13 protein-coding genes are annotated in these 18981 nt (G+C 71.1%); 3 read left to right on the top strand and 10 right to left on the bottom strand.

Annotated elements, in window-relative coordinates:
- Nucleotides 1-35 precede the first annotated feature (35 nt).
- The 4 genes from ACFULQ_RS43620 to ACFULQ_RS43605 all read right to left on the bottom strand — a co-directional run bounded on the left by ACFULQ_RS43620 (nucleotide 36) and on the right by ACFULQ_RS43605 (nucleotide 7625).
- A complete protein-coding gene (locus ACFULQ_RS43620) occupies nucleotides 36-2063 on the bottom strand; it encodes an ATP-dependent DNA helicase (RefSeq protein ID WP_383555786.1) in 2028 nt (675 codons plus the stop codon).
- Between the two features lie 307 nt (nucleotides 2064-2370).
- Nucleotides 2371-3225, bottom strand: coding sequence for a GNAT family N-acetyltransferase (locus tag ACFULQ_RS43615; RefSeq protein ID WP_383555792.1), 855 nt, complete (start codon nucleotides 3223-3225; stop codon nucleotides 2371-2373).
- Between the two features lie 129 nt (nucleotides 3226-3354).
- The gene (locus tag ACFULQ_RS43610) at nucleotides 3355-5259 is read right to left on the bottom strand and encodes an IucA/IucC family protein (RefSeq protein WP_383555783.1); all 1905 of its coding nucleotides are present in this window, start codon (nucleotides 5257-5259) and stop codon (nucleotides 3355-3357) included.
- 665 nt (nucleotides 5260-5924) lie between these two features.
- Nucleotides 5925-7625 carry a diaminobutyrate--2-oxoglutarate transaminase family protein gene (locus tag ACFULQ_RS43605; RefSeq protein WP_383555781.1) on the bottom strand — a complete coding sequence of 567 codons (1701 nt, stop codon included), beginning with the start codon at nucleotides 7623-7625 and terminating at the stop codon, nucleotides 5925-5927.
- A 443-nt stretch (nucleotides 7626-8068) separates the two neighbouring features.
- On the opposite strand from ACFULQ_RS43605, the gene ACFULQ_RS43600 reads away from it, so the two are divergent.
- Nucleotides 8069-9304, top strand: a complete 1236-nt coding sequence (locus ACFULQ_RS43600; protein ID WP_383555778.1) for a trypsin-like serine peptidase — start codon at nucleotides 8069-8071, stop codon at nucleotides 9302-9304.
- Nucleotides 9305-9425: 121 nt separating this feature from the next.
- Here ACFULQ_RS43600 and hflX read toward each other — a convergent pair whose 3' ends face one another.
- From hflX to miaA, 6 genes are all read right to left on the bottom strand, one after another.
- Nucleotides 9426-10922, bottom strand: coding sequence for a GTPase HflX (gene hflX, locus ACFULQ_RS43595; RefSeq protein WP_383555776.1), 1497 nt, complete (start codon nucleotides 10920-10922; stop codon nucleotides 9426-9428).
- Nucleotides 10923-11116: 194 nt separating this feature from the next.
- Nucleotides 11117-12688: a M1 family metallopeptidase gene (locus ACFULQ_RS43590; protein ID WP_383555773.1), complete on the bottom strand. Its 1572-nt coding sequence runs from the start codon at nucleotides 12686-12688 to the stop codon at nucleotides 11117-11119.
- A gap of 135 nt (nucleotides 12689-12823) precedes the next feature.
- A complete protein-coding gene (locus tag ACFULQ_RS43585; protein ID WP_383555771.1) occupies nucleotides 12824-15298 on the bottom strand; it encodes a RelA/SpoT family protein in 2475 nt (824 codons plus the stop codon).
- Between the two features lie 281 nt (nucleotides 15299-15579).
- Nucleotides 15580-16449 (bottom strand): diaminopimelate epimerase, encoded by an 870-nt coding sequence (gene dapF, locus ACFULQ_RS43580; RefSeq protein WP_383555769.1) that lies wholly within the window; start codon nucleotides 16447-16449, stop codon nucleotides 15580-15582.
- A 96-nt stretch (nucleotides 16450-16545) separates the two neighbouring features.
- Entirely contained in the window at nucleotides 16546-17049 is a 504-nt protein-coding gene (locus ACFULQ_RS43575) for a hypothetical protein (protein ID WP_383555789.1), read from the bottom strand.
- A 108-nt stretch (nucleotides 17050-17157) separates the two neighbouring features.
- Nucleotides 17158-18096, bottom strand: a complete 939-nt coding sequence (gene miaA, locus ACFULQ_RS43570; protein ID WP_383555766.1) for a tRNA (adenosine(37)-N6)-dimethylallyltransferase MiaA — start codon at nucleotides 18094-18096, stop codon at nucleotides 17158-17160.
- 184 nt (nucleotides 18097-18280) lie between these two features.
- On the opposite strand from miaA, the gene ACFULQ_RS43565 reads away from it, so the two are divergent.
- Together ACFULQ_RS43565 and ACFULQ_RS43560 are read left to right on the top strand one after the other, a co-directional pair.
- Entirely contained in the window at nucleotides 18281-18640 is a 360-nt protein-coding gene (locus tag ACFULQ_RS43565) for a hypothetical protein (RefSeq protein ID WP_383555764.1), read from the top strand.
- Nucleotides 18641-18664: 24 nt separating this feature from the next.
- Complete coding sequence (locus ACFULQ_RS43560) at nucleotides 18665-18934, top strand: antitoxin (RefSeq protein ID WP_383555762.1); 270 nt, start codon at nucleotides 18665-18667, stop codon at nucleotides 18932-18934.
- Nucleotides 18935-18981: the final 47 nt, after the last annotated feature.

Genomic DNA, 18981 nt, shown 5'->3' with positions numbered 1-18981 from the left:
GTCCCTGACTTGGGGACGGGCCACCCCCACCGTCACTAGGCCTCGGCCTGTACTTCTTCGGCGTCCGCCTGCGCCTTCTCGACCTCGGCCGCCGCCTCCACAGCCTTCGCCGCAGCGTCGATGGCCGCCAGTGACTTGCGGACCTGGTTACGGTCCGTGGTGTACCAGAAGTCGGGCAGTGACGCCTTCAGATAGCTGCCGTACCGCGCGGTGGCCAGCCTTTGATCCAGTACGGCTACGACGCCGCGGTCTCCAGAGGCGCGGACGAGGCGGCCGGCACCCTGGGCCATGAGCAGTGCGGCGTGGGTTGCCGCGACAGCCATGAAGCCGTTGCCACCAGCGTCCTCGACCGCCTTCTGGCGGGCGCTCATCAGAGGGTCGTCGGGACGCGGGAACGGGATCTTGTCCATGACGACCAGCTGGCAGCTGGGACCGGGGACGTCGACGCCCTGCCACAGCGACAGTGTGCCGAAGAGACAGGTCTTCGGGTCGGCCGCGAAGTTCTTGATCAGTTCGCCGAGGGTCTCCTCGCCCTGGAGGAGGATCGGGAACTCCGGGATGCGGGAGCGCAGTTCCTCGGCGGCCAGTTGCGCGGCCCTCATGGAGGAGAACAGTCCCAGGGTGCGGCCGCCGGCGGCCTGGATGAGCTCGGTCAGCTCGTCGAGCATGTCCACGCGATCGCCGTCGCGCGCGGGGCGCGAGAGGTGCTTGGCGACGTACAGGATGCCCTGCCTGGGGTAGTCGAAGGGCGAACCCACGTCCACGCCCTTCCACTTCGGCACGTCGTCGCCTTCGGTTCCCTCCGGGGCGAGCCCGAGGGACGCTCCCACGCCGTTGAAGTCGCCGCCCAGCTTCAGGGTCGCCGAGGTCAGGACCACGGAGCGGTCCGCGAACAGCTTCTCCCGCAACAGCCCTGACACCGACATGGGGGCGACGCGCAGAGAGGCACCGAAGCGGTCGTGCCGCTCGTACCAGACGACGTCCCACTCCGAGCCGTTCGTGATCCGCTCCGCCACGTCGTGCACCGACTCCACGGAGGCGAGTGCCTGCTTGCGGACCGCGTCCTCGTCCTGGACCGACTTGTCGCGGGTCGCGCCGATCGCGGAGATGACCGTACGCGCGGCGTCGCGCAGGGCCATGAGCGCGTAGCCGAGGTCCTCCGGGATCTCCTCCAGGCGACCGGGCAGGGCGAGCTCCATCAGCCGCTCGAAGCCCTCGGCCGCGGTCTGGAGCTGGTCGGCCGCCTTTTCGTTGACCAGCTTGGCGGCGCGGCGCACCGCGCGGTTGACCTGGCCGGGGGTGAGCTCGCCGGTGGCGACGCCGGTGACACGGGACACCAGCTCGTGAGCCTCGTCGACGATCAGCACCTCGTGCTGCGGGAGGACCGGAGCGCCTTCGATGGCGTCGATCGCGAGCAGCGCGTGGTTGGTGACGACGACCTCGGCCAGCTTGGCGCGCTCACGGGCCATCTCGGCGAAGCACTCGGCTCCATAGGCGCACTTGGTGGCTCCCAGACACTCGCGGGAGGACACGGAGATCTGCGCCCAGGCCCGGTCGGAGACACCGGGTGTGAGGTCGTCGCGGTCACCGGTCTCCGTGTCCTGGGACCAGTCCCGCAGCCGCAGGAGGTCCTGGCCCAGCTTGCTGGTGGGCGCCGCGGCCTCGAACTGGTCGAAGAGGCCCTCCTCCTCGTCCTGCGGCACTCCCTCGTGCAGCCGGTGCAGGCACAGGTAGTTCGACCGGCCCTTGAGCATCGCGAACTCAGGGCAGCGGCGCAGCAGCGGATGCAGCGCCTCGACCGTGCGCGGCAGGTCACGCTCGACGAGCTGTCTCTGGAGGGCCAGGGTGGCTGTCGCGACCACGACCCGCTCCCCGTGCGCGAGCGCCGGCACGAGATAGCCCAGCGACTTTCCGGTGCCGGTGCCAGCCTGCACCAGCAGGTGGGAGCTGTCGTCGATCGCGTCCCTGACGGATTCGGCCATGGTCACCTGGCCGGGGCGCTCCGTACCGCCGACGGCAGTGACGGCAGCATGCAGGAGTTCGGGGAGTGAGGGCTTCGTCATAGCGCGACCACCCTACGACCCGCCACTGACATTGGGGTGATCAAGGCGGGGACGAGGGGCCGGATCAGGACCGGAAGCGGCTCGGAGCAGGAGCCGGTCGGTGTCAGATCGGCTCGACTCGGTTCGCATGGGACCGGGTCTGATAGGAGCGGGTCGAGATCCGTCCGTCGACGGCCGAAAGTGACTGAGCGGCCGTGTGACTGCCGTGGTCCGCGGGGTGCGACGACCTCGCAAAAACTTTTCGTGGCGAGGGGGAACCGGCTCGGCGCGAGCGGTGTACCAAAAGTGATTGCGCAATGACGCGCTGCTACAGCAGATCGCGCAGGGACCGGTCTCGGACCATGAGGGCCGCCCGCTTGGCGGGCAGGTCGATCTCGGCGGAGTAGCGGAAGCCTGCGCTCAGAAAGGCGGTGACGGACGGGATGTTGCGAAGGTCGGGTTCCGCGACGACGCGGGCACAGGCGGGCCGCTTGTCGAGCACGAGATCGGCGGCGGCTCTGAGAAGCGTGCTGCCGAGACCGCGCCCGCGATCGGGAACGGCGCCGATGAGGAGGTGGATACCGGTGTCGTGCGGTCTGGCCGGATAGTGGCGCGCCAGCGGATCGAGGTCCGCACGGTAGATCTCCCAGTAGCTCATCGGCGTGCCCTCCAGCACTCCGAGGCAGGGGATGCTGCGTCCGTCGCCTGTGAGCTGGGAGTGCAGATGGTCCGCCGTCACGCTCGGGGGTCCGGCCAGCTCCCAGAACGCGGTGACGGCGGGGTCGTTCATCCAGCGGCAGACGAGGGGGAGGTCCCGCTCTACGCGCACGGGCACGAGTTGGAAGGCACCGGCGGGGGTGGCGACCGGTCCCCAGTCGGCGATGTTGTCGAGAAGGTCGCCGTAGGCAGGGGTGAGGTCGGCGGGCGGGGTGGTGCCGTCGCCTCGGCTCGGGGCTAGGTCTCGGTGTGCGCCTACTCCGGTTCCTTCGGCGTCGAGGAGCGCGAGGAGGTCTTCGGGCAGACGCAGGTCCAGGGTGTCCTCGCTGTCGGTGCTTCGGTCGGTGGTGCGGTCCCTGCTGCCGTCGATGCCTGACGTGACGCTGTCCTGGCTGCTGCGGGGATGGATGCCGGGGGTGGGGCGGGCGGCCGCCGTGCCGCTGCCGGTGCCTGTGCCCGTATCCATGTCGGCGTCGGCATGGGCGTCGGCCTCGGCATCGACAGGGGTGACGGAAGCAGCGTGGGCGTGGGCGTGGGCGTGGGCGTTGGTGGCTGACACGGCGGGCCTCTCAGGAGGTGGGGTGGGTCATGTTCCTCAGGGGTGAAGGGGGTTGGCGATGGTGACGTAGACGGACTGGGTGTCGACCGGGCCGACTAGTTCGTCGAGACCGTGCACTCGGGTCAGCAGATTGGCCTTGCAGCGCAGGACGGGTGAGTCGAGCAGGTGACCGGGGAGGGTGGTGCGTAGTCGGTCGGGTCCGGAGGCCACGTCGTCGAGGAAGCGGCGGAAGGCGGCGAGCAGCAGCCGTTCGTCGGCCAGACGCTGGGAGCCGAACGCGCCGATGAGTCCGAGGACATTGTTGATCGCCAGGTAGTAGGCAAAGCGCTCGTCGGTGACGTCGTCCGAGACGAAGGTGTCGCTGTGCCTGCCGATACCGGGCAACCGGGCGTCGAGTTCCGACCGTCGGGACTCGCGGAAGTAATAGCCCTGGTTGTCGCGGTAGCGGCCACCGGCAGGCCAGCCGTCGGCGTCCAGCAGTACCAGGGTGTTCTGTTGGTGTGCCTCCAGTGCGATGCCTGCCTCACCGTCGAGCCACAGCACTGGGCGGACGACTTGTTCGAGGTAGCGAAGGAACCACTCGGTGGCGACGGCTCCCTGGGGGCGGCCGGTCCGCAAGGCGAGGCGGCTGACGAGCTCGGCCAACCGGGATCGCCAGGTCGGTCGGCCCACGCCGGGCCGGGCATGGGGACGGGGTGAGACGAGGCCGGCGATGCAGGAGACGTCGTGCGACGGGCTGAACGGGTTGTGGCGGATCACCACGTCGAGGCCGGGGACGGGGGTGCCGTCGGGTGCGTCGACCGCGATCCAGGCGGGGTCGCGGACGATGTCGAACGCGGGGTGGGCCGCCTGCCACTCCTTGGACAGGCCGGCGCGCAGGAGTCGGTGCACCTCGACGCCGCGGTGGAGTTCCTTACGGAGGTTCTCGCGGCGGGAGTTGGTGATACGCAGGCCGAGCGAGAGCTTGAGCATGGCGGGGGCGCCGGAGCGATGGACCGTACGCACGGAGGAGGTGGGGTGCCAGGAGGAGCCGTGATCACCGAGATCCCGGAGCAGTCCGGAGGCGAAGAGCGGGGCGGTTTCGGGACGGTGCTGGACCTCGCGGAGCTGCCAGGGGTGTAGGGGCAGTGCGGTGTGGCCGTCGGGCAGTGCCAGGTCGGGGCCGGCCAGTCGCTGGGTGAGGTGGGCGGCGGGGACGGGGCGGCCGCGTTCGGTCCAGGCGGAGTCGGTGGCGAGGAGAGAGGGGGCGACAGCGAGCCAACGCAGGGGGAAGGAGCCGCGCAATTCGGGTGAGTAGGAGGCCGCTTCGGCTTCGGAGAGACCTTCGCGGCTCTTCGGGGCCGGGTGGAGGGGGTGGCCGAGGACGAGTGCCTGTTCGGCGGTGAGGAAGAGGTCGGGGCCGTCGTCGGGGTGCCTGCGGCGCTCGCGGACAAAGGTTGCGGTGCGGCGGACCGAGTCGGCGACCCGAGCGGTGAGTTCGGCACCTGAAGCGGCGGTGTCCGTCGGCAGCGACTCACGGGTGAGCAGGGCGGCGACGGTGACCGCGTCGACGGGCGGGGCCTGTGCGGGGGCGCCGTCGAGACGGGGGCGGCCGAAGCGGTGCCATCCCGTCGGGGACCAGTACTGGACCGGGACGAGGAGGGAGGTGCCGCTGGCGGGGAGTCGGATGCGAAGGGTGCCAGTGCCAGTGCCAGTGCCGATGGCGGGGGCCGGGAGGTTGGTCTCTCTGACCCAGCAGCGCAGCAGGTTCTCCACGGCTGCGGCCTCGGCTGCCGTGTGGGGGTCGGGGTGGTCCAGGAGGTCGGGGGTGGCGGCACGCAGGCGTTCTTGTTCTGGTGGGCCGGCCTGGGAGGGGGTGCGGTGTGGGGAGGGAGGTGGATCGGAGGGTGTGTGGGGCTGCGTTGAGGGGGTGCAGTTGCCGTGGGTGGGGGTGGTGTTCAAGTTCGCTGTTCCTCGGGGCTGCCTAGGGATGGTGCTGCGTCGGGGGTGGTCCGGGAGTGGTGGTGGCGCGGGGCGCGTTCTGTGTCCTGGGGTGGAGAGGGGAGGGGGTGGACCGGCGAAGCGGGGGTGGTGGCGGTGGATGTTCAGTTGGGGTGGGTTCGTTGGTGTTCGGGGCAAACTTGCTGGGGCGTCGGCGCATTGGCGGTGCGTGGAGGCACACACGGACAGGTGGCGCGCTGGTTGGCGAGTGGCTGGGTCGCGACTGCGTGTCCGCGGCCCCTCCCGCTTCCGGCGCCGACCGTGCGCTGACTGCGAGTACGGCCCCGTTTTCCGGCCCGACGCTGACTCCGCATGCCGGCCTGGCATCGAGCCCCCTCCGACGCCGAGCCCGCCACCGGGTCCGACCCCCGATCGGACCCGGGCCGAAACTCCGGATCCGGATCCCGCCCGGGTACCGAACTCCAGCGACAGGCCTCCATGCGGTGCCCGCACACTCACCTTCTCCTCCGGCGAGGCTCCTTCGACTCTCGCCTTCGCTCCCCAGTGCGCAAACGCCCCGAGCCGTGTCTCCCACACCGACCCCAGCCGGAGCCCGAGCCCGAAGACGAGCACCAGCCCTCCTGCTCGAGCCCCGAACTCGCACTGCCCGCACCAACCAGCCCGCACTAACCAAGCCAGCTTCCCAATCCCTCACCCCCGCCCCGCAAGCGACGCTGCTGCTCTCTCCCACCCCCGGCGTCATGATCGCGGGCCACCGCTGCCACGGCGTCGGCGAGGCGGTCGAGGACGGCGGTTGCCTGCTCGTCGGTGATGGTCAGGGGTGGGAGCAGGCGGACGACGCTCGAATGGCGACCACCGAGTTCGACGATCAGACCACGTCGGAGGCACTCCCGCTGGACGGCGGCGGCCAAGGCCGGAGAGGCGGGGTGAGGAAGGGCAGGGCGAGAGGAGCCAGTGGAACCCGGCAGAACCGCCCCGTCCGCGGCGCCATCAAGGACCACACCTCCGACAGGCCACCCCGCCCGATCGCCAGCACCCACACCAACACCTGCGACCAGTGCACCCGCCCCACTCGCGTCTCCACCGGCATCTCCACCACCACGGCCCCCACCCCCACCACGCACATCAAGCCCGGCAGCCTCAGCCGCTACCCCAGCCGCTCCAGCACTCCCCCCGCCCCCACCAACCCCCCACCCCTCCGGCTCCACCATCTCCACGCCGATCATCAACCCCCGCCCCCGCACATCACCGATCACAGGGAACTCGCCTGCCAGATCCCGGAGTTGGCTCAGCATTCGCGCCCCAAGAGCAGCCGCCCGTTCCGTGAGGGAGTGCTCGCGGACGTAAGCCATCGTGGCTGTGCCCGCGGCCATGGCGAGTTGGTTGCCGCGGAAGGTGCCGGCGTGGGCGCCGGGTTCCCAGGCGTCGAGGTCGTCGCGGTAGACGACGACCGCGAGAGGCAGGCTGCCGCCGATGGCCTTGGAGAGGACCATGACGTCGGGGGTGATGCCGCTGTGCTCCACCGCCCAGAAGGCGCCGGTGCGACCGACGCCCGTCTGGACCTCGTCGGCGATCAGCGGGATCGAGCGGTCGGCCGTGATCTGGCGCATGCGCCGCATCCAGTCGTCGGGGGCGGGGAGAACCCCGCCCTCGCCCTGGACGGGTTCGAGGATCATGCCGGCGGGCAGTGGGACCCCGGACTTGGGGTCGTCGAGGAGGGATTCGGTCCAGCGGGCGGCGAGTTCGGCGCCCCCGGGACCGCCGACGCCGAAGGGGCAGCGGTAGTCCTGCGGATAGGGCAGCCGGGCCACCCGCACCTCGGGGGCGTGGCCGGAGGCTTCGAGGGCGCCCGTGGTCATGCCGTGGTAGGCACCGGCGAAGGCGAGGAGTTCGCTGCGGCTGGTCGCGGCGCGCACGAGCTTGAAGGCGGCCTCGACCGCGTCGGTGCCGGCCGGTCCGCAGAACTGCACGCGGGCGTGGTCGGCGAGACCGGACGGCAGGGTGCTGAACAGTTCGGTGATGAAAGCGTCTTTGACGGGGGTCGCGAGGTCGAGGGCTTGGAGGGGCGCCCCGGAGTCGAGGACCTTGCGGATCGCTTCGAGGACGACGGGGTGGTTGTGCCCGAGGGCCAGGGTCCCGGCGCCCGAGAGGCAGTCGAGGTAGCGGCGGCCGTCAGCGCCTTCGATGGTCAGGCCGCGGGCGCGGACGGGGACGATCGGAAGGGCGCGGGCATAGGTGCGGGCCGCCGACTCGCGGGCCGACTGGCGCCGCAGGATCCCCTCGTGCGCGGACCGGCCCGCCGACCGCTCCTGGGCGGTGGGCTGTCCCGCCATGGCCTTGTCCGGTGCGGTCTCGGTCACGGCCATGGTTCTCCCGTCGTCGCGCTGTGCGGGGGCAAGCGGTTCCCTCGCGGACTCGCCCGCCCCGACATACGGAACCCCGTGAGCCTTTGCTCGACATCTCGGCACATCGATGACCCGATGTCTGGAAAAGCTTTGGGAATTGGAGCGCGGGGCACCCGGTCGTCCGCCGGCAAGGTCGGGGGCAAGGCCCCACCGCTACCAACCCCGGACCGTTCACCCGGTTACGGGTGGTCGGGAAATCTTTGGAGTGCTCCGAAGATCTCTGGAATGTTCCGAAGATCTTCGGAGTGACGGAACCGTTGCGATTCCGTCGGAAGTCACCCACAGCGGGCGCATAGTGTGTGATGCCGTCCCAAGACGCGGTGCCGGAAGGCGAACTCGCGGGTGGTCCGCGGCAAGTCGTCGGCTCTGGCAACCAGTTCGTCCACACCAGGGGGAGGCAGAGCATGGGATCCGAACCGCTGTCATTGACCGCTCGCGACGGGGGCGAGCGGGGCTCGCGTCGCAGAACCTCCCTCGTGCTGGCCGCCGTGGCCCTCGCGTCGGTGCTGGCTCTGACCGCCACCGGCTGCGGCTCGGGAGACGCGGACGGCGACTCGAGCGCCCAGGCCTCCGCCTCGTCCGCGTCCGAGGGCGACGGCAAGATCACGATCCCCGACGACCTCAGGGACAGGCTCAAAGAGCACGGGATCGATGTCGACAAGTGGAAGGACGGCGCCTGGAAGGACTGGGACAGGGACGACTGGCTGCGTGAGGCCCAGGACTACATCAACCCGATCATCGAGGGGCTGTGGGACCCGGACCGGATGCGCCGGGCCGAGGATCCCGACCGCGGTGTCCAGGACAGTGACCTCTCGGGTGACCAGGGGGTGACCGACCCGGAGCCGGCGCCGGTGGACGCGAAGGCCGTACCGCCTACGTACCACGACCACGTCCCCCAGGCGGGCAAGGTGTTCTTCGACTCCCCCGAGGGCACGATGGTGTGCTCGGCGACCGTCGTGGCGGACCCGGCCAACCCGGGCAAGTCCAACCTGGTGTGGACGGCGGGGCATTGCGTGCACGCGGGCAGGAACGGTGGCTGGTATCGCAACATCGCGTTCGTGCCGTCGTACAACGACCAGGCTCTGTCGGGCGGGGAGTTGGCGAGCGCGACCGAGGACGAGCTCGCTCCGTACGGTGTCTGGTGGGGCGACTGGGCGGGGACCTCGGAGCAGTGGATCGCGCACGGGGGGCCGACGGGCGGGGCCGGGGCGCCGTACGACTTCGCCGTGATCCATGTGACGCCGGAGGAGGGGAGCACCGGCAAGTCGTTGGAGGAGACGGTCGGTTCGGCGCTTCCGGTGAACTTCGCCGCTCCGGCGGTGCCGAGGGTGGAGAGCATCACGGCCAGTGGGTATCCGGCTGCCGCGCCGTTCGACGGGGAGTTGTTGTACCAGTGTCAGGACAAGCCGGGGCGGCTGTCACTCAACGCCTCGGATCCGACGATGTACCGCATCGGCTGCACCATGACCGGTGGTTCGTCCGGCGGCGGCTGGGTCGCGGCCGGGGCGGACGGCGAGCCGGCGCTGGTGTCCAACACCTCCATCGGCCCGGTGAGCGCGGGCTGGCTGGCCGGACCACGGCTGGGCCAGGTGGCCAAGGGCGTGTACGGCGCGGTCAGCCAGAAGTTCGCGGGACAGTAACAGCCCCAAACCCCTCCTCCTGCACCCGCACAAGCCCGAGGCCCGCCCCCGCAAAGGGACGGGCCTCGAACCCACTCAAGAACTGCAAGAACCAGAAGTCCTGCAAGAAACTACGCGCGCCTCAGGCCACAACCACCGTCGGCACATACGGCGCCAGCTCCGCCGCCAGCTCCTCATGCACCCGCACCTTGAGCAGCGTGCCCTCCGCGGTGTGTTCCTCGGAGATCACCTCGCCCTCGTCGTGCGCGCGGGCGACCAGCTTGCCGTGGGTGTACGGCACGAGCGCCTCGATTTCGACCGACGGACGCGGCAGCTCGTTGTCGATCAGGGCGAGCAGCTCGGCGATGCCCTGGCCGGTACGGGCCGAGACCGCGATGGCGCGCTTCTCGATCCGCATCAGCCGCTGGAGCGTCAGCGGGTCCGCCGCGTCGGCCTTGTTGATCACGACGACTTCAGGCACGTCGATGGCGCCGACGTCCCGGATCACCTCGCGCACGGCGGCCAGCTGCTCCTCCGGGTTCGGGTGCGAGCCGTCCACCACGTGCAGGATCAGGTCGGACTCACCGACCTCCTCCATGGTGGAGCGGAACGCCTCGACCAGGTGGTGCGGCAGGTGTCGTACAAAACCGACGGTGTCGGCCAGCGTGTACAGCCGGCCGCTCGGGGTCTCCGCGCGGCGGACGGTGGGGTCCAGGGTCGCGAACAGGGCGTTCTCGACGAGGACACCGGCGCCCGTCAGGCGGTTGAGCAGGGAGGACTTGCCCGCGTTGGTGTAGCCCGCGATGGCGACGGACGGCACCTTGTGGCGCTTGCGCTCCTGGCGCTTGATCTCGCGGCCGGTCTTCATGTCCGCGATCTCCCGGCGCATCTTCGCCATCTTCTCGCGGATCCGACGCCGGTCCGTCTCGATCTTGGTCTCACCGGGACCACGGGTGGCGAGGCCGCCGCCCTTGCCGCCGCCCATCTGACGGGACAGCGACTGACCCCAGCCGCGCAGCCTCGGCAGCATGTACTGCATCTGCGCGAGCGCGACCTGCGCCTTGCCCTCTCGGGACTTGGCGTGCTGGGCGAAGATGTCGAGGATCAGGGCCGTACGGTCGATGACCTTGACCTTGACGACGTCTTCGAGGGCGATGAGCTGACCCGGGCTGAGCTCACCGTCGCAGATGACGGTGTCGGCGCCGGACTCGACGACGATGTCGCGCAGCTCCATGGCCTTGCCGGAACCGATGAAGGTGGCCGCGTCGGGCTTGTCGCGGCGCTGGATCACGCCGTCGAGCACGAGTGCGCCGGCGGTCTCCGCGAGGGCGGCGAGCTCCGCGAGGGAGTTGTCGGCGTCCTGCGCGGTCCCCGTGGTCCAGACGCCGACGAGGACGACCCGCTCCAGACGGAGCTGGCGGTACTCGACCTCGGTGACGTCCTCGAGCTCGGTGGAGAGGCCGGCGACGCGGCGCAGGGCCGCGCGCTCGGAGCGGTCGAACTGGTCGCCGTCCCGCTCTCCGTCGATCTCGTGGCTCCAGGCGACGTCCTCTTCCATCAGGGCATCGGCCCGAAGACCTTCGGCGTAGGTGTGCGCGAGGCGCTGCGTGTCCTGGGAAGGGGATGAAGAGGAGGTCATTGGGTCCTTACGTCGTTGGGGAGTCCGATACGGCGGTCATGGTCCTTGGTGGTCACAGGCCACAGGGGCCATGTCACCTAGGTCATGCCACCGCGCTCATGTCGTTCAACGCACGAGTACCCCGGGAGATTCCCGTGTCCCGTGCCGCGCCGACCTGAAGATGGTCGCACGGCACGGGGCGTCTCGTCACCGCCTTATTCGACCGGGGCGGCGGCGGTCACAGGCTTCCAGTCCGGGTGTCCGGGCATCGGCGGGGTCTTCTCGGCGTAGAGCCAGTCGTGGAGGAAGGCACCCAGGTCGCGTCCGGAGATCTCGGAGGCGAGGCGGACGAAGTCGGCGGTCGTGGCCGTACCGTCGCGGTGTGCCTGCACCCAGGCCCGCTCCAGGGTCTCGAAGGAGGTGCGGCCGATCTCCTGGCGCAGGGCGTACAGGACGAGCGCGGCGCCGTCGTAGACGTTCGGGCGGAAGATGCCGATCTTCTGACCGGGCTTGGGGGCCTTCGGCGCGGCGGGCGGTCCGCCGGCCGTGCGCCAGCGGTCGGAGGCGCCGTACGCGGCCTTCATCCGGGCGTCCAGGGTGTGGCCCCCCTTCGCCTCCGCGTACAGCGCCTCGTACCAGGTGGCGTGTCCTTCGTTGAGCCACACGTCGGACCAGGTGCGGGGGCTGACGCTGTCGCCGAACCACTGGTGGGCGAGCTCATGCACCATGATCGACTCGACGTACCACTTGGGGTAGGCGGGTTCGGTGAACAGGTCCTTCTCGAAGAGGGACAGAGTTTGGGTTTCCAACTCGAAGCCGGTGTCGGCGGCGGCCATGAGGATGCCGTACGTCTCGAAGGGGTACGGCCCGACCCGGTCCTCCATCCACGCGATCTGCGCGGGCGTCTTCTTCAGCCAGGGTTCCAGTGCGGCGCGGTCCTGGGTGGGCACCACGTCCCGCACGGGAAGCCCGTGCGGTCCACTGCGACGCAGCACGGTGGAACGGCCGATGGAGACCTGTGCGAGCTCGGTGGCCATGGGGTGCTGGCTGCGGTACGTCCAGGTGGTGGTCCGGCCGGCCCGGTCCACGTCGGTCGGCAGACCGCCGGCGACGGCCGTGTAGCCCTCCGGCGCGGTGACCCGGATGGTGAACATCGCCTTGTCGGAGGGGTGGTCGTTGCAGGGGAACACCAGGTGGGCGGCGTCGGCCTGGTTGGCCATGGCGAGCCCGTCCGCGGTACGCACCCAGCCGCCGTCGCGGTCGTCCGCGGAGACGGGGTCGCTGGTGTGCCGCACGGTGATCCGCATCCAGCTGCCGGCGGGCAGCGACTCGTCAGGGGTGACGACGAGGTCCTCACCGGCACTGCTGAACGCGGCGGACCGACCGTCGACCTCCACGGACTGGACGTCACCGTGCGCGAAGTCGAGGTTGACGTGGTCGAGTTCGGTCGTCGTCCAGGCGTCGATCGTGGTGACGGCCGTCAGCGGCTTGCTGTTGCTGCCCTGATAGGTGAAGGAGAGGTCGTACGACGCCACGTCGTAGCCGGGGTTGCCCAGGTACGGGTAGAGGCGGTCCCCGACGCCGAGCGGCGCGGCCGGGGCGCTCGCGGCGAGCAGACAGACGGAGACGGCGGAGGCGAGCAGCGCGGCCGCTCTACGGCGCCGGGAGGCTCCGGTACCGGGCCGGGAGGCTCCCGTACGGCGGCGGAGGGCGCGGGAGTCCGGGCGGTCGGCGGGGGCGGGCTGGACGTGGGCGGAGCGGGCGTGGCTGTGGGGGGTGAGCGGCATGCACCACCGCTACCAGCGCGCGCGTGCGCCACGGCGACGACGCGCGACCGGCCCACTCGAACGAGTTCCTCCGGCCCCGTCGAGGCGACGCGTGCGGTGCGGTCACGGGCGGCCACACACACTCCGTCGATCCCGTCAGGCCCCCGGTGTCTGCGCCCTGCTCACGTCGTAGACGCCTGCCACGTTCCGCATGGCCCGCATCAGGGAGGGCAGCAGTGCCGCGTCCGGCAACTGGACGGTGTACGTGTGGCGTACGCGCTGCTGGCTGGGGGGTTCGACGGTCGCGGAGACGATCTCGGCCCCCTCGACCGCCATGGCCTCGGTGAGGTCGGCCAGGAGGTGGGGGCGGCCGAACGATTCGGCGAACAGGGTGACCCGGCACTCGGCGGTGTCGCCCCAGCGCACGCCGACCTCTTTGCGCCCCATGCCCTGCATACGCGCCACCGCCGAGCACTCGACGCGATGCACGGTGACCACTCCGCCGCGCACGGCGAAGCCGACGATCTCGTCGGGCGGCACGGGCGTGCAGCACCCGGCCAGCCGTACGGTCGCACCGGGCTGGTCGACGAGGGCGTTGGCGGTGCCGGGGCGGGCCCCGGCCTGGTCAGCGGCGGTCGGCGACGCGGCGGGGGGCCGATTCCCGCGGTCGGGCGTGTCCTCGGCGGCCGACGCGAGGGACCCGGGCGCGTCGGCACCCTGCGCTTCGGCGGCCGGCGCGGCGGCGCCGGGCTCGGTGGTGTCCCGCTCCCCGACACCCCCATCGGCGACACCACCCCCCGCGACACCCCGGGCATCACCATCCGACGCAGACCCCACGGCCGCCCGAGCACCCCGCGCTCGCGCCCGAACGTCCTCAGCCCTCGTACCCGCGTCCGTACCGGCGCCCGCATCCGCACCCGCCGTCGCACCAGCCGCCGTAGCGCTTGCCGTGACGCCGGCCACGGACCCCGTCCCCGCGCCTGCCGTCACCTCCGCCGTCCTGCCCCGCTCGGCGCCTTCCTCCGCGCCCCCGTCCGCCGTCTCCTGCACCGGATGCGTCGCGATCCACCGCTGGATCGCGATCCGGGCCGCGGGTGTGTGCGCGTGCTCCAGCCACTCCTTGGAGGGCTCGGCGGCCGGGTCCTGGCCCATGAGGAGCTGGACGGTGTCGCCGTCCTTCAGGACGGTGCTCAGGGTCGCCAGGCGGCCGTTGACGCGGGCGCCGAGGCACGCGTGCGCGTCCTCGCCGTACTGCGCGTACGCGGCGTCCACACAGGTCGCGCCCTCGGGCAGCCCCAGAGTGCCGCCGTCGGGCCGGAAGACGGTGATCTCGCGGTCCTGGGCGAGGTCCTCACGCAGGGTGGACCAGAAGGTGTCGGCGTCGGGCGCGGCCGCCTGCCAGTCGAGGAGACGGGAGAGCCAGCCGGGCCGGGTGGGGTCCACCCGCTCGCCGTCGACCGTGCTCTGCTCCTCCGGGGGACCGACGTACGGGTTGCCGAGCGCGACCACGCCGGCCTCGGCGACCTTGTGCATCTGGTGCGTACGGATGAGGACTTCGACGACCTGGCCGTCGCCGCGGGCCACGGCGGTGTGCAGCGACTGGTACAGGTTGAACTTCGGTACGGCGATGAAGTCCTTGAACTCCGAGACGACCGGCGTCATACAGGTGTGCAGTTCGCCCAGGACGCCGTAACAGTCCGCGTCCTCGGCGACCAGGACGAGCAGTCGGCCGAAGTCCGCGCCGCGCAGTCGGCCGCGCTTGCGGGCGACCCGGTGCACGGAGACGAAGTGCCGCGGCCGGATGACGACTTCGGCCTGGATGCCGGCCTCGCGCAGCACGGAGCGCACCTCGTCGGCGATCTCGGCGAGCGGGTCGTCCGCGCGGGAGGCGTTGTCGACGATCAGCTCGCGGGTGTGCTCGTACTCCTCGGGGTGGAGGATGGCGAAGACCAGGTCCTCCAGCTCGGTCTTGAGGGCCTGGACGCCGAGGCGCTCGGCGAGCGGGATGAGGACGTCCCGGGTGACCTTGGCGATGCGGGCCTGTTTCTCGGGGCGCATCACGCCGAGGGTGCGCATGTTGTGCAGCCGGTCGGCGAGTTTGATCGACATCACGCGGACGTCGTTGCCGGTGGCGACCAGCATCTTGCGGAAGGTCTCGGGCTCCGCGGCGGCGCCGTAGTCGACCTTCTCCAGCTTGGTGACGCCGTCGACGAGGAAGCGGACCTCGGCGCCGAACTCCTCGCCGACCTGATCCAGCGTCACCTCGGTGTCCTCGACGGTGTCGTGGAGCAGAGAGGCCGTCAAGGTGGTGGTCTCGGCGCCGAGTTCGGCCAGGATCAGGGTGACGGCGAGCGGGTGGGTGATGTAGGGCTCACCGCTCTTGCGCATCTGGCCGCGGTGCGAGGACTCGGCCAGGACCCAGGCGCGCCGCAGGGGTTCGAGGTCGGCGTCGGGGTGGTGGGCGCGGTGGGCCTCGGCGACATGGCCGATCGCGTCGGGCAGCCGGTCACGGGCGGCGGGGCCGAGCAGCGCGGCGCGGCCCAGGCGGCGCAGGTCGATCCGGGCCCGCCAACGGGCGGCCGCACCTGTCACCGGACCTGGGGTCGCGGGGTTCGTCGCCTCCGCACTCATGGGCACCTCCGGCTGTGGACCGGCGGACGGGGTGCCCCATGGCGGACACGGCTCAGGGGATGGCATTCCCCCGTCCGGGCCGGTGCTTGATGCTACCGAGCCCATCACGCCCGGCTGACCGCCTCTCGGCGAGCGTGAAACGGATCACCCATTCGAGCGACGGTTCACAGGTTTATTGTTTCGCGCCGCCTGAATTGCGGGTGTCCGTGCTTTTGCACAGCACAGGGCGCCGAAGGCTTCGGTTCCACGCCTCCGGCGTCCGAGTGCCGTCGTTCATATGGTCAACGAACAGCGTTTTCAAGCCAGTCGGCGTCGATCTCGCCCTCGGCGACGATCACCGCGGGGCCGGTCATCTCGATCTCGCCGTCCGCCCGCTCGGTGATCACGAGGGTGCCGCCGGGGACGTCCACGGTGTACGTCGCCGGGGCTCCGGTGACCGCCGGGTCGGCGCCGTCCCTGCGCGCGGTGGCGACGGCGACGGCGCACGCGCCGGTGCCGCAGGAGCGGGTCTCGCCGGAGCCGCGCTCGTGCACCCGCATCGCCACGTGCCGGGGGCCGCGGTCGACGACGAACTCGACGTTGACCCCGTCCGGGTACGCGGCGGCCGGGCTGAAGGGCGGCGGGGAGTAGAGGTCGCCGGCCTGCGCCAGATCGTCCACGAACGCGACGGCGTGCGGATTTCCCATGTTCACGTTCCGCGCGGGCCAGGTGTGCTCGCCGACTCTCACCGTGACGTCGCCTTCGGGGAGCCGCGCCTTGCCCATGCCCACGGTGACGTCGCCGGCCTTGTCGATGTGCACGGTCTTCACCCCACCACGGGTCGCCACGGCGAGGTCGCCCTCGGTCACATGGCCGGCGCGCTGGAGGTAGCGGGCGAAGACGCGGACGCCGTTGCCGCACATCTCGGCGATCGAGCCGTCGCCGTTGCGGTAGTCCATGAACCACTCGGCCACGGTCGCCATGTGCGCGGCCTCGGGGTGTGCCGCGGATCGCACGACGTGGAGCAGGCCGTCACCGCCGATGCCGGCCCGGCGGTCGCAGAGTGCGGCGACGGTCTCCGGGGGCAGGTCGAGGGTGTTCTCGGGGTCCGGGATGATCACGAAGTCGTTCTCGGTGCCGTGACCCTTGAGGAAGGCGATCCGGGTGCTCATGCATCGATCGTACGGTGCGGGCCGACGGGGGCCTGTCGCGCCCGCGGGGCGCAGCCGCACATCGGTAGGGCCCCACGCGCGGGGAAGCGAAGGCGCTCAGCGCAGCCTTGCCACGCGCCATACCGCCAGGACGATCACCACGGCCACCAGCAGGGCGTACGCCGCCACGACCCGCCAGTCCGCCCTGCGCTCCTCGCCCCGCCTCGGCAGGCCGGGCCACGTGTAACCAACGCGCCGGGCCGCCATCATGCCCCAGCCCGCCGCGCACGAGCAGATCAGCAGGCCCAGCATCGCGATCACCGCGCCGCTGTCGCCGAAGTCGAAGGCCAGCGGGAAGGCGAACATCAGTGAGCCGACCGCGGCCAGCGAGACGATGGGGGCGAGCTGCCAGATACGCAGGCGGCGCTGCGGGCGCAGCTCGACCTCGACCTCTTCCCCGGCCGCGAACATCTCCTCGGGCTCGGGGCCGTCGTCGGTCACACCGTCCGGCACCTCGTCGAGCCCGTCGGCGCTCAGACGGGTCCCGTCCTGCTCCGGTTCACCGCTCTCGACGGTGAGGGGCTCGGTGCCTTGTGCGGTGTCGCGAGGGCCGGCCTCCATCGCCACGCGCCCTCCCAACTCGGACTCCACTTGGTCGATCGAAGCTCGATGATGGCACGGCGCCGGAGGCCGGGATGACGGCCGGAGCGTCCCGATGCCAGGACGTGATCAGGCTGTAACCGGTCGTTCGACCAACGCCAATGCAAGCTGCGGAAGTTCTGTGAGATGCGCCGCAGCCCCACTCAACCAATGCACCCGCGGGTCGCGCCTGAACCACGAATCCTGACGGCGCGCGAAGCGTTTCGTGGCCCGCACGGTCTCGGCCCGCGCGTCCTCCATCGTGCACTCCCCCGCGAGCGCCGCGAGCACCTGCTGGTAGCCGAGCGCGCGCGAGGCCGTGCGCCCCTCGCGCAACCCGCGCGCCTCCAGCTCCCGCACCTCGTCCACGAGACCCGCGTCCCACATCCGGTCGACCCGGCGCGCGATGCGCTCGTCGAGCTCGGGCCGGGCCACGTCGACGCCGATCTGGAGGGTGTCGTAGACGGAGTCATGGCCGGGGAGGTTGGCGGTGAAGGGCTTGCCGGTGATCTCGATGACCTCCAGGGCCCGGACGATACGGCGGCCGTTGCTGGGCAGGATCGCCTGCGCGGCGCCGGGGTCGGCGGCGGCGAGGCGGGCGTGCAGCGCGCCGGAGCCGCGCAGGACGAGCTCGTCCTCCAGCCGGGCCCTGACGTCGGGGTCGGTGCCGGGGAACTCCAGGTTGTCGACGGCACCCCGGACGTAGAGGCCGGAGCCGCCGACCAGGATCGGCCAGCGGCCCTCGGCCAGCAGGGCGTCGATCCGGGTGCGGGCGAGCCGCTGGTACTCCGCGACGGACGCCGTGACCGTCACGTCCCAGATGTCCAGGAGGTGGTGCGGGACGCCGTCGCGCTCCTCGGGCGTCAGCTTGGCGGTGCCGATGTCCATCCCTCGGTAGAGCTGCATGGAGTCGGCGTTGACGACCTCCCCGCCCAGGCGCTGGGCGAGGAAGACGCCCAGATCGGACTTTCCGGCCGCGGTGGGTCCGACGACGGCGATGACGCGGGGGGCGGGGGGTGCGCTGCTCACCGCCCCAGTCTCGCAAACCTCCGACCCCCACCTCGAACGAGTTACGTGACGGCCCGGGCCCGGCGTCGTTGCCAGTTGCGTGGTTCCCGCCGCCCTGTCCCCTGGAGGCGGCGATCCGGGTGGTGCAAACGGGCGCACCGGACGACGCGGGATTTCCCCCGCACGAGTAACGTATGGAGTGGATATGGGCGTTTTCGCACGACTTCTCCGGAGGTCGAAGGCTACGGAGGAGGCGTCAACCGCCGAGACGCAGGCCGACACCCCCACGGCCGAGCCCGCGGCGGACGAGGCGACAGCGAGCGAGGCGGCTGCGGCGAAGGCGCCGACCGAGGCCAAGGCCGACCACAAGACCGACGGCAAGGCTGAGGACAAGGTCGACGGCAAGGCCGGGGTCGAGGTCATCGAGGTGGCCGGAGCCGAGGAGACGGACGCGTCGGCGGCGACGGAGGCCGTCGAGGAGGCCGCCGACGACGTCGAGATCCCCAAGCAGCAGTCCGCCGAGGACGCGGCCGATCGTGAGGCCGGCGAGAGCGCCCGCACGTAACTGCCCCGCATGGGAAGGCGAACGATGGGTCTCCTGGACAGTTTCAAGGCCAAGCTCAGCCCGGCGAAGGACAAGGTCTCCGGCCTCGCGCAACAGCACGGGGACAAGATCCAGCACGGTCTCGACAAGGCCGCGAAGGTCGTGGACGAGAAGACCAAGGGCAAGTACAGCGGCAGGATCCACTCGGGCACGGGCAAGGCCAAGGACGCCATGGACCGCCTCGCGCACAAGAACGGCACCCAGGGACCCGACGGCGGCACCACGCCACCGGCCTCACCGCCGCCCGCTTCCTGATCGGCGGCACGGCACACCGGCGGCACAGCACATCGACGGACGGCCGC

Source organism: Streptomyces sp. NPDC057253, from assembly GCF_042669125.1.
Classification (GTDB): domain Bacteria; phylum Actinomycetota; class Actinomycetes; order Streptomycetales; family Streptomycetaceae; genus Streptomyces.
This window is presented reverse-complemented; position numbering and strand designations above follow the sequence as displayed.

What these genes read in the sequence shown, in the direction of transcription:
- ACFULQ_RS43620 (WP_383555786.1), bottom strand. Translation starts at nt 2,063, where the DNA reads ATGACGAAGCCCTCACTCCCCGAACTCCTGCATGCTGCCGTCACTGCC.
- ACFULQ_RS43615 (WP_383555792.1), bottom strand. Translation starts at nt 3,225, where the DNA reads ATGGATACGGGCACAGGCACCGGCAGCGGCACGGCGGCCGCCCGCCCC.
- ACFULQ_RS43605 (WP_383555781.1), bottom strand. Translation starts at nt 7,625, where the DNA reads ATGGCCGTGACCGAGACCGCACCGGACAAGGCCATGGCGGGACAGCCC.
- ACFULQ_RS43600 (WP_383555778.1), top strand. Translation starts at nt 8,069, where the DNA reads ATGGGATCCGAACCGCTGTCATTGACCGCTCGCGACGGGGGCGAGCGG.
- hflX (WP_383555776.1), bottom strand. Translation starts at nt 10,922, where the DNA reads ATGACCTCCTCTTCATCCCCTTCCCAGGACACGCAGCGCCTCGCGCAC.
- ACFULQ_RS43590 (WP_383555773.1), bottom strand. Translation starts at nt 12,688, where the DNA reads ATGCCGCTCACCCCCCACAGCCACGCCCGCTCCGCCCACGTCCAGCCC.
- ACFULQ_RS43585 (WP_383555771.1), bottom strand. Translation starts at nt 15,298, where the DNA reads ATGAGTGCGGAGGCGACGAACCCCGCGACCCCAGGTCCGGTGACAGGT.
- dapF (WP_383555769.1), bottom strand. Translation starts at nt 16,449, where the DNA reads ATGAGCACCCGGATCGCCTTCCTCAAGGGTCACGGCACCGAGAACGAC.
- ACFULQ_RS43575 (WP_383555789.1), bottom strand. Translation starts at nt 17,049, where the DNA reads ATGGAGGCCGGCCCTCGCGACACCGCACAAGGCACCGAGCCCCTCACC.
- ACFULQ_RS43565 (WP_383555764.1), top strand. Translation starts at nt 18,281, where the DNA reads ATGGGCGTTTTCGCACGACTTCTCCGGAGGTCGAAGGCTACGGAGGAG.
- ACFULQ_RS43560 (WP_383555762.1), top strand. Translation starts at nt 18,665, where the DNA reads ATGGGTCTCCTGGACAGTTTCAAGGCCAAGCTCAGCCCGGCGAAGGAC.